7 protein-coding genes and 2 pseudogenes are annotated in these 9,055 nt (G+C 70.5%); 3 read left to right on the forward strand and 6 right to left on the reverse strand.

Annotated features, from left to right (window positions below; translation table 11 throughout):
• The 3 genes and pseudogenes from GX015_RS03840 to GX015_RS03850 all read right to left on the reverse strand — a co-directional run.
• Nucleotides 1-881: pseudogene (locus tag GX015_RS03840) on the reverse strand (oligopeptidase B); the annotation flags it as partial.
• 47 nt (nt 882-928) lie between these two features.
• The gene (locus GX015_RS03845; RefSeq protein WP_291342935.1) at nt 929-1,822 is read right to left on the reverse strand and encodes a phosphoribosylaminoimidazolesuccinocarboxamide synthase; all 894 of its coding nucleotides are present in this window, start codon (nt 1,820-1,822) and stop codon (nt 929-931) included.
• A 270-nt stretch (nt 1,823-2,092) separates the two neighbouring features.
• Nucleotides 2,093-2,455, reverse strand: a pseudogene (locus tag GX015_RS03850) (alpha/beta hydrolase-fold protein); the annotation flags it as partial.
• Between the two features lie 269 nt (nt 2,456-2,724).
• On the opposite strand from GX015_RS03850, the gene GX015_RS03855 reads away from it, so the two are divergent.
• From GX015_RS03855 to GX015_RS03865, 3 genes are read left to right on the forward strand one after another with little or no spacing between them, the layout of a single operon-like run.
• Nucleotides 2,725-4,047 carry an acetyl-CoA C-acetyltransferase gene (locus tag GX015_RS03855; protein ID WP_046650223.1) on the forward strand — a complete coding sequence of 441 codons (1,323 nt, stop codon included), beginning with the start codon at nt 2,725-2,727 and terminating at the stop codon, nt 4,045-4,047.
• Between the two features lie 33 nt (nt 4,048-4,080).
• The gene (locus tag GX015_RS03860; protein WP_060925398.1) at nt 4,081-5,445 is read left to right on the forward strand and encodes a 3-oxoacyl-ACP reductase; all 1,365 of its coding nucleotides are present in this window, start codon (nt 4,081-4,083) and stop codon (nt 5,443-5,445) included.
• A gap of 11 nt (nt 5,446-5,456) precedes the next feature.
• Nucleotides 5,457-6,368: a MaoC/PaaZ C-terminal domain-containing protein gene (locus GX015_RS03865; protein ID WP_291342925.1), complete on the forward strand. Its 912-nt coding sequence runs from the start codon at nt 5,457-5,459 to the stop codon at nt 6,366-6,368.
• A 1-nt stretch (nt 6,369) separates the two neighbouring features.
• Here the strand turns inward: GX015_RS03865 and GX015_RS03870 are convergent, their stop codons facing one another.
• The 3 genes from GX015_RS03870 to GX015_RS03880 are packed head-to-tail and all read right to left on the reverse strand — an operon-like array spanning nt 6,370 to nt 8,984.
• Nucleotides 6,370-7,476, reverse strand: a complete 1,107-nt coding sequence (locus GX015_RS03870; RefSeq protein WP_291342929.1) for a winged helix DNA-binding domain-containing protein — start codon at nt 7,474-7,476, stop codon at nt 6,370-6,372.
• A gap of 14 nt (nt 7,477-7,490) precedes the next feature.
• The gene (locus tag GX015_RS03875; protein ID WP_291342931.1) at nt 7,491-8,108 is read right to left on the reverse strand and encodes an alpha/beta fold hydrolase; all 618 of its coding nucleotides are present in this window, start codon (nt 8,106-8,108) and stop codon (nt 7,491-7,493) included.
• 54 nt (nt 8,109-8,162) lie between these two features.
• Nucleotides 8,163-8,984, reverse strand: coding sequence for a MerR family transcriptional regulator (locus GX015_RS03880; protein ID WP_291342933.1), 822 nt, complete (start codon nt 8,982-8,984; stop codon nt 8,163-8,165).
• Nucleotides 8,985-9,055 lie beyond the last annotated feature (71 nt).

Raw genomic sequence — 9,055 nt, forward strand, 5'->3', positions numbered from 1 at the left:
GCGAAATTCGGGCCGGTCATGTTGTGGGTGACCAGCCAGACGTCCTCGCCGCCGATGACCGCGTGGTCGACGTCGTACTCGACGCCGCGCTCGCGGGGGCGCACGCACACCGGTTCGCCCGTCGGGTCGGAGCACTCCAGGTACCAGGTCTCCGACGTGATCTTCGACCCCGCCTCGAAGATCAGGTACTTCTCGCTGCGGGTCGTGCCCACGCCGACCCAGTAGGCCTCGTCGGGTTCGTGGAAGACGCGCACGTCCTCGGACGCGGGCTTTCCGACGGCATGGCGCCAGACCGAATCCGGCCGCCAGGCCTCGTCCAGGCGCTGATAGAACAGGTGGTCCGACCCGACCCAGGTGGCGCCGGCGGAAATGTCGGCGATGACGTCGTCGTACAGCTCCCCGGTGCGCAGGTCCTTGATCCGCAGGGTGTAGCGCTCGTCGCCGACGACGTCGACGGAGTACGCCAGCAGGTTGCCGTCGACGGTCACCGACGCGGCACCCAGCGAGAAGAACTCGTGGCCCTCCGCCAGCTCGTTGAGGTCGAGGAGGATCTCCTCCCCCGGCACGGGCTCGCCCGGCGCGGCGTCCGGGATCGCCGGCGGGGTCCAGTCGTCGCCGTCGGCGCGCATGCGGCACGACAGCCCGTAGGACTTCCCCTCCAGGGTGCGGGAGTAGTACCACCAGTCGCCCGAGCGCACCGGCACCGACATGTCGGTCTCCTGCACGCGGGATTTGATCTCGCCGAAGATCGCCTCGGACAGGTCGCGGAGGTCGGCGGTCATCGCGTCGGTGTACGCGTTTTCCGCGTTGAGGTGCGCGATGACCTCCGGGTCGGTCTTGTCCCGCAGCCACTCGTACTCGTCGACGAACTCGCGGCCGTGATGGGCGCGGACGTGCCGGCGGCGGGCGGCGATGGGTGCGGTGGCCATCAAGCGGGGTCGCCGATCCAGTCGGAGAAGCGGCGGCCGGAAATGCGCTCGTAGGCCTCGATGTAGCGCTCGCGGGTCGCCTCGACCACGCCGCCGGGCAGCGGCGGCGGGGGCGTGCAGGCGTTCTTGTCCCAGCCGGACTTCGGCGACGTCAGCCAGTTGCGCACGTACTGCTTGTCGAACGACGGGTTGACCTGGCCCTCCACGTAGGAATCCGCTGGCCAGTAGCGGGAGGAGTCCGGGGTGAGGACCTCGTCGGCGAGCACCAGGCCGCCGTCGGCGTCGAGGCCGAACTCGAACTTCGTGTCCGCCAGGATGATGCCGCGCGCCAGCGCCAGCTCGGCGGCGCGGGAGTAGATGGACAGGGTGGCGTCGCGAAGCTCGTTGGCGCGGTGCTCGCCCAGCGAGGCGACGACGCGCGAGAACGGCACGTTCTCGTCGTGGTCGCCGATTTCGGCCTTGGTGGCCGGGGTGAAGATCGGCTCGGGCAGCTTGGAGCCCTCGACCAGTCCCTCCGGCAGCTCGATGCCGCAGACGGTGCCGGATTCGCGGTACTCGGCCAGGCCGGAGCCGGTCAGGTAGCCGCGGGCGACGCACTCGAACGGCAGCATCTCCAGCTTCTTGCACACCAGGGCGCGGCCGAGGGACTCGGCAGGGATGCGCTCGTCGTCGGCGGGGCCGGCGAGGTGGTTGGGGAAGTCGAGCTCGTCGAAGAAGAAGACGCTCATCGCGGTGAGCACGCGGCCCTTGTCGGGGATCGGCGTGTCCAGGATGTGGTCGTACGCGGAGATGCGATCGGAGACGACCATGAGAAGGGTGTCGTCGTCGATCTCGTAGATCTCGCGGACCTTGCCCGCCGTCAGGTGGCTGTACGCGGAAAGTTCGGGTCGCATGGGGATAGAGCATAGACCCCGGGCTAGGAGTCTTCCCCGGTCAACCCCAATCGGGCGGACAGCCACGGCAGGGACTCCGCGAAGCCGGCGGCCCAGGCCCGCCAGGTGTGGGCGCCGGGGGTCTCGGAGTAGGCGACGTCGATGCCCGGCGATGATGCGGCCGTGGACGCCGCCGCCGAAGCGCGCGGTTTCCCGGATCTTCAGCGGGTCGATGGCGTCGTACGCCTTCCTGTCCCCGCGGAGGTACGTGGCCACGGTTTCCGCGGGGTCCGGGTCGACGTCGAAGGGCTTTGCGACGCCCGGCGGCACGTCTTCGGCCAGGTACGTCATCACCTTGTCCCCGGTGGCCGGGGAGTCGACGCGGAGGGTGTCCTTGAACGTGGCCCCGTTGGCGTCGACGGCGACGGTGATGGGGGCCAGCCCGCGGTGGCCTTCCGCGAAGGCGTCGAGGGTCTGCCCCGCCCGGCCTTCGGCGAACCACTGCTCCGGGGAGCCGGGCACTCCCGACACCAGGACGACGACGGGCAGTTTCGGGCGCGGGTGCGCGAAGTACGCCGGGGGCAGGTGGACCTGCACACGCCAACGTCGCGGGGTGCGCGGCGGCCGATGTCGGCGTAGGCCAGCGCCGCGCATCGGCGCCCGCCGGCGGCCGGGCCATGAGGAACAGTACGAAGAGCAGCACGGCGACGACGGCGGCCTGCACGGCGCGGCCCGTCAGGGACGGGGCGGGGTGATCTCAACGCGGTCATTCTTACGCCCGCATCCTTAACCCCGGGTGTGACCGGAGGTGCCGCGATCCACCCGGCGTTTTACGAAACGGGGTGACATGCGTCGCAATACGGGATAATGTCTACATTTAGTTACTCAGATCACACATAGGGATCAAGGAAGGCACCAGTCACATGACGACTCAGCCCACTCAGAACGCTCCGCGCCGCGCCGTCATCGTCGGCGGCAACCGCATTCCGTTCGCGCGCTCCAACAAGGAATACAGCAACGCGTCGAACCAGGACATGCTCACCGCCGCCATCGACGGCCTCGTCGCCCGCTACGGCCTGGCCGGCGAGCGCCTCGGCTCCGTCGCCGCCGGCGCGGTGCTCAAGCACTCGCGCGACTTCAACCTCGTGCGCGAGTGCGTGCTCGGCTCCGCCCTGGACCCGACCACCCCGGCGTACGACATCCAGCAGGCGTGCGCGACCGGCATGGAGGCACTGTCCTCCATCTCCAACAAGATCAAGCTCGGCCAGATCGAGGCCGGCATCGCCGGCGGCGTGGACACCACTTCCGACGCCCCGATCGCCGTGTCCGACGGCCTGCGCAAGGCGCTGCTCAACGCCAACCGCCAGAAGACCACCGCCGGCCGCCTCAAGGCACTGGCCGCCATCCGCCCGGCCGACCTCGCGCCGGCCACCCCGGGCACCGGTGAGCCGCGCACCGGCCTGTCCATGGGCGAGCACCAGGCCCTGACCACCGCCGAGTGGGGCATCACCCGCGCCGAGCAGGACGAGCTCGCCGCCAAGTCGCACCAGAACCTGGCCCGCGCCTACGACGAGGGCTTCTTCTCCGACCTGGTCACCCCGTTCAAGGGCGTCACCCGCGACACCAACCTGCGCGCCGACTCCACCGCCGAGAAGCTGGGCAAGCTCAAGCCCGTCTTCGGCCGTGGCCTGGAGGCCGAGCCCACCATGACCGCCGGCAACTCCACGCCGCTGACCGACGGTGCGTCCGCGGTGCTCATCTCCTCCGAGGAGTGGGCCGCCGAGCGTGGCCTGACCGTGCTGGCCGACGTCGTCGACGTCGAGTCCGCCGCCGTCGACTTCGTCCACGGCGACGAGGGCCTGCTCATGGCCCCGGCCTACGCCACCCCGCGCATCCTCGCCCGCCAGGGCCTGACCTTCGAGGACATCGACTTCTTCGAGATCCACGAGGCCTTCGCCGGCACCGTGTGCGCCACGATGAAGGCCTGGGAGGACGAGGAGTACTGCCGCGAGAAGCTCGGCCTCGACGGCGCCCTGGGCTCCGTCCCCCGCGAGAAGCTCAACGTCAACGGCTCGTCGCTGGCCTGCGGCCACCCCTTCGCCGCCACCGGCGGCCGCATCACCGCCTCGCTGGCGAAGATGCTGCGCGCCAAGGCCGACGAGACCGGCCAGGTCGCCCGCGGCCTGATCTCCGTCTGCGCCGCAGGCGGCCAGGGCGTCGTCGCCATCCTCGAAGCCCGCCCGTAAGCCCCGCGAACACACCATCAAGGAGAATCTGACATGGCAGACAAGTACCAGGAACTGGTCACCGGCGGTCCGCTCACGGGCGTCGCCAAGTCCCTCGGCCTTCCCCAGCCCCCGCACCTGCGCCGCCACAAGCCGGGCGACCCGCTGCTGAAGAACGACAAGGTGCTCGTGACCGGATCCGGTTCCGACGCCGACGCCGTCGCTAAGCAGCTCGGCGACTGGGATCTCAACGTCCGGCGCGACCAGGCCGGCGACGACAAGGTCGGCGCGATCGTGGTCGTCGTCACCGAGGCCGCGCGCCCGAAGGATCTGCAGGAGCCGGTGCTCAATGCGGCGAAGCACCTGCGCAAGCTCGACAAGGGCGGCCGTTTCATCGTCATCTCCCGCGCGAAGGCGGAGCACGGCGAGGGCTCGGGGTCGGCTGAGGACGTCGCCGTCAACGCCGCCCGCGGCGGTGCCGAGGGCCTGGTCCGCTCGATGGGCCACGAGGTCCGCGGCGGCTCCACCGCCAACGGCATCCTCGTCCACGACGGCGTCGACGTCACCGCCCCCTCCGTGGTCGCCTCGCTGCACTTCTTCCTGTCGGGCCGCTCCGCGTTCGTCGACGGCCAGTTCCTCACCGTGTCCTCCGACGCCGGCGAGATCCCCGCCGACTGGGACAAGCCGCTGGCCGGCAAGGTCGCCGCGATCACCGGCTCCGCCCGCGGCATCGGCGCGGCCATCGCCCGCCAGATGAAGGCCGACGGCGCCGACGTCATCGTCATCGACGTGCCGCCGGCCGGCGACGCGCTGGCGAAGGTGGCCAACGAGCTCGGCGGCCTGGCCCTGCAGCTCGACATCACCGCCGAGGACGCCGGCAACCGCATCGCCGACGCCGCGAAGCAGCGCTTCGGCAAGCTCGACATCGTGGTGCACAACGCGGGCATCACCCGCGACAAGATGCTGGCGAACATGGACGAGGCCAAGTGGGGCTCGGTCATCGCCGTCAACATCGAGGCGCAGCTGACCATGAACGAGCAGCTGCTGGCGCACGAGGCGTTCCAGAACTCCCCGCGCATCGCCACCATGTCGTCGACGTCGGGCATCGCGGGCAACCGCGGCCAGACCAACTACGCCACCTCGAAGGCCGGCGTGATCGGCATGGTCGAGGCCACCGCCGACCGCGTGGCCAAGCTCGGCGGCAACATCAACGCCGTCGCCCCGGGCTTCATCGAGACCGACATGACCGCGTCGATCCCGTTCGTCAACCGCCAGGTCGCGCGCCGCGTCAACTCGCTGCAGCAGGGCGGCCAGCCGGGCGACGTCGCGCAGGCGATCTCGTTCCTGGTCTCCGACCGCGCGCTGGGCGTCAACGGCGAGGTTCTGCGCGTGTGCGGCCAGAACATCGTGGGCCAGTAGGGGGCGCCGGCATGACTGAAGCCAAAGTCCTGTCCTCCGTCCCGTCGCTGGTGCCGCTGTACGCGAAGGCCGCCACGGGCGGGAAGCGCTCGAACCGCACGTCGAACCTGAAGACCCCGGCCCTGGCCGTCAAGGGCGTGGAGGTTTCCGCGTCGCGCGATGAGGAGTTCCGCCGCGTCGCCGGTGCCCCGCCGATCGATCACGTCGCGAACTCGGCCTTCTTCGGCCACGTCCACGCGCTGATCATGCCGCTGCAGATGGAGCTCATGGCGGCCGATGATTTCCCGCTGCCGATGATGGGTCTGATCCACACGTCGAACACGTACCGCCAGCTCAAGCCGGTTCCGGTGGGCTCGCAGGTCGACGTGGAGGTCCGCGTGGCAGGTTTCCGCGCGCACCGTTCGGGCACGGAGATCGTGCACGAGTCGACCGTGTCGCGCGATGGCGAGGTCCTCGTCGAGGAGACCTCGGTGTACCTGGCCAAGGGCAAGAAGCTTGACGACGTCGAGCCCCTCGACGACGCGGCCGGCTCGTCCAAGCGGCCGCAGTTCAAGGTGCCGCGCCCGACGGCGCAGTGGCGGATCCCCGGTTCCATCGGCCGCACGTGGGCGAAGGTCTCCGGCGACTGGAACCCGATCCACGTGACGGGCCTGACGGCGAAGGCGCTGGGCATGCCCGGCGTCGTGGCCCACGGCATGTACACCGCCTCGCGTGCGCTGGCGGAGTCCGATGTGCCGGGCGGCGCCCCGTTCGAGTTCCACATCGAGTTCGCGGCGCCGGTGATCGTGCCGGCGACGGTGATGGTCGCCATCACCCGCGCGGGCGAGGTCGTCGACGGCGAGGGCCGCGGCGGCACCGACATCGTGGCGTGGGACCGCAAGAAGCGGCGCCCGCACTTCACGGGTCACGTGCGGGACGTGTAGTTCACCGCCCCGCGAATCTGCGGTAGTCCGATGCGGCCGGGTGGTCGTCGTCCCAGGTGTCGACGATCCGCCCGGCCTTCATCGTCGCCCGGTTCACCAGGCCATTGATGGTCGGGCCGATCAGGGCGAACAGCTCTGGCTCCGCGACCGGGTCGAGCACCAGCGTCCGGTCGCCGTAGCCCATGAGGTATTCGTCGAACGCCGGCAGCGCGATCGGCCCGCGCGGCGGCCGGGCCTTCGGGCTCGCCGCGACCTCCTCGGCGGCCTCGGCGAGCATGAGATGCGGCTGCCCGGCCACGGAGACCTCGGTCACCGCCTCGCCGGCCGCGGCCACTCCCCTCGCGATGGCCTCGCGCGTGTGCCCCGACCACCACGCGATGTCGGAGACCTTCGCCGGTCCCCGGCCACGCAGATGCTTGACGACGAGCCGACGCAACAATTCATCGGTCTCCGCGTCGTCGGCACCGTCGTCGGCCGCCGGCACCCACGCCTCGAACGCGGTGAAGGTGTCCGCGGTGCCGACCGGCGGGCCTTGCACCAGGACGCGTTCCTCGCACAGGAAACGCAGCATGTGGGAACCGCGGCTCGACGACGAATCGATGCCGACCGTCGCCCACAGCTCGCGCACGCCGTCCCTTGTCAACGCGACCGCAGCACCTCTCGGGCCGACGAAGGGGACGGCCTTCTCGGCGACGTGTTCGGGCAGTCGTTCGGGGTCGGTGGTGGCCCCGACCAGGGCGGCACCGGCACGGAGCACGTCGTCGAGCGTGAGCCCCAGGGCCGCGCGGCGCTTCTCCACGCCTGAGCGCGCCCGGTGAGAACACAGGCCCGTCAGCCAGGAGACGTCCTCGGCGGCCATGACGTGGTGCGTGCCGCGCATGGGCCACGTGCGGATCAGCGCGCCGGATTCCAACGCGGCCTGTACGTCCGAATACTTCGCGCTCTTCGTGCGGATGCCCACCGCCCACCGCGCCGCCTTCGCGTTCTGAGCCTGCATGGCCAGCATGTGGCGCACGGCGGACACGGGATCGGCGGCGCGATCCTTGGCGGTGAGCAGCTGCGCCCGGCACCGGGCGGCACGGGCGGCGGTGCGGGTGAGCTGGAGCATCAGGGTTGCTTCTGCTACGTCGACAGGATCCGCAGCGCGGCGTCGCGGACCTCGGGCACCTCGGTCACGCCGTCGGAGTACAGGAAGTGCTTCGCGCCGGGGACGACAGTTGGTTCGACGCCGAGCCTCTTCGCCATCGCCGCGGTGTCGGCGTTGGGCACGATGTGGTCGCCGTCGGACATGACCACCGCCACCTCGCCGAGCCTCGGCAGCAGCTCCTCGGTGCCCACGCCGTCGCCAATGTAGTCGTCGAGCTCCGGCAGCGCCGCCACCGGCGCGTCGAAACCGGCGACGAGAACCAGGCCGCGCGGCCGCTGCTCCGGGTGCTGCTCCAGATGCGACAGCACGGTGATGCAGCCGAGGGAGTGGGCGACCACCACGGCCCCGTCCAACGTGCCGGCCTGCTCTGCCAGCGCCGCCGCCCACGCCCCCGGGTCCGGCCGCGTCGGCTCGGGCAACGCCACGCGGGTGACGGGGAAACCCTCCCCGACCAGCTCGGAGGCCAGCCACGGGAACCAGTGCTTGGCCGGGTAGCCGTTGAATCCGTGGACGATGACCACGCGCGGGCGGACGGAATCGGCGTCGACCCCGTCCGGAAGGTCCGTGACGGGGTCGTGGTGCTTTTCGCTCATGCCCGCGAGGGTAGGCGATCCGCGGCGGAGCCGGGCGGGAATCGGCCCGAGGGGTCAATCCCAGGAAGCGTCGTCGGGATCGACGCCATTCGCTCGGGCGTCGGCCTCGATGGCCGCGACCAGCCACTTCGTCGGCTCCTCTCCGCCGTAGGACTTCTGGAAACGCTCGTCGGCCAGGTACATCCGGGCCAGCAGCACCTGCCGGCCGTGGGTGCAGTCGTAGTGCTTCGCGATGCCCGCACGGTGCATCGCGGACACCTCGCGCCCCAGCTCCGAATCCGGGTCGGTGCCGTCTTCGACGGCGCCGGCGATTGTGGCGACGATCTGCTCCTGCTCGGCGAACATCTGCGCCCAATCGCCCTCGGTGCGGTTGGCGTTGGCCTCCTGGGACTGCGCCCAGGCCTCGGTGCCGCCCCAGCGCTCCTCCGCCTCGTCGGCGTAGTCCTGGCGCCAGCCGCCGCCGAACTTCTCGGCCGCCGCGCGGGGATCCATCTTCTTGTCGTTCTTGCCGTTCTTGGACACGGTCATCTCCTCCAACATCTCGTCGACTGCGCCGATCATCCGGCGCAGATGCGAGGCGCGCTCCGTCAATAAACGCCGCTGGCGCTCCAGGTGCTCACGGGCATCGCCGCCGCCGTCGACCAGCTCACGGACCTCCGCGAGCGGAAGGCCGATTTCCCGGTACACCAGGATCCGCTGCGCGCGTTCCAGGTCGGCGTCGACGTAGAGCCGGTGGCCGCCGAGCGTCCGCCACGACGGCACCAGCAGGTCGATCGACTCCCAATGCCGCAGCGCCCGCACGGTGATCCCGAGCAGCTCGGCGGCCTCGCCGATGGTCAGCTCGGTGCCGTCGCCGTCGTGGGTCGTGTCTCGCATGAACCGAACTCAATCACCTGACGCAGGGTCAGGTGCAAGACCCAATTCCGCGATCGCCTCCAACGACGCCC

The organism is Corynebacterium sp. (assembly GCF_012837295.1).
Taxonomy (GTDB): Bacteria; Actinomycetota; Actinomycetes; order Mycobacteriales; family Mycobacteriaceae; genus Corynebacterium.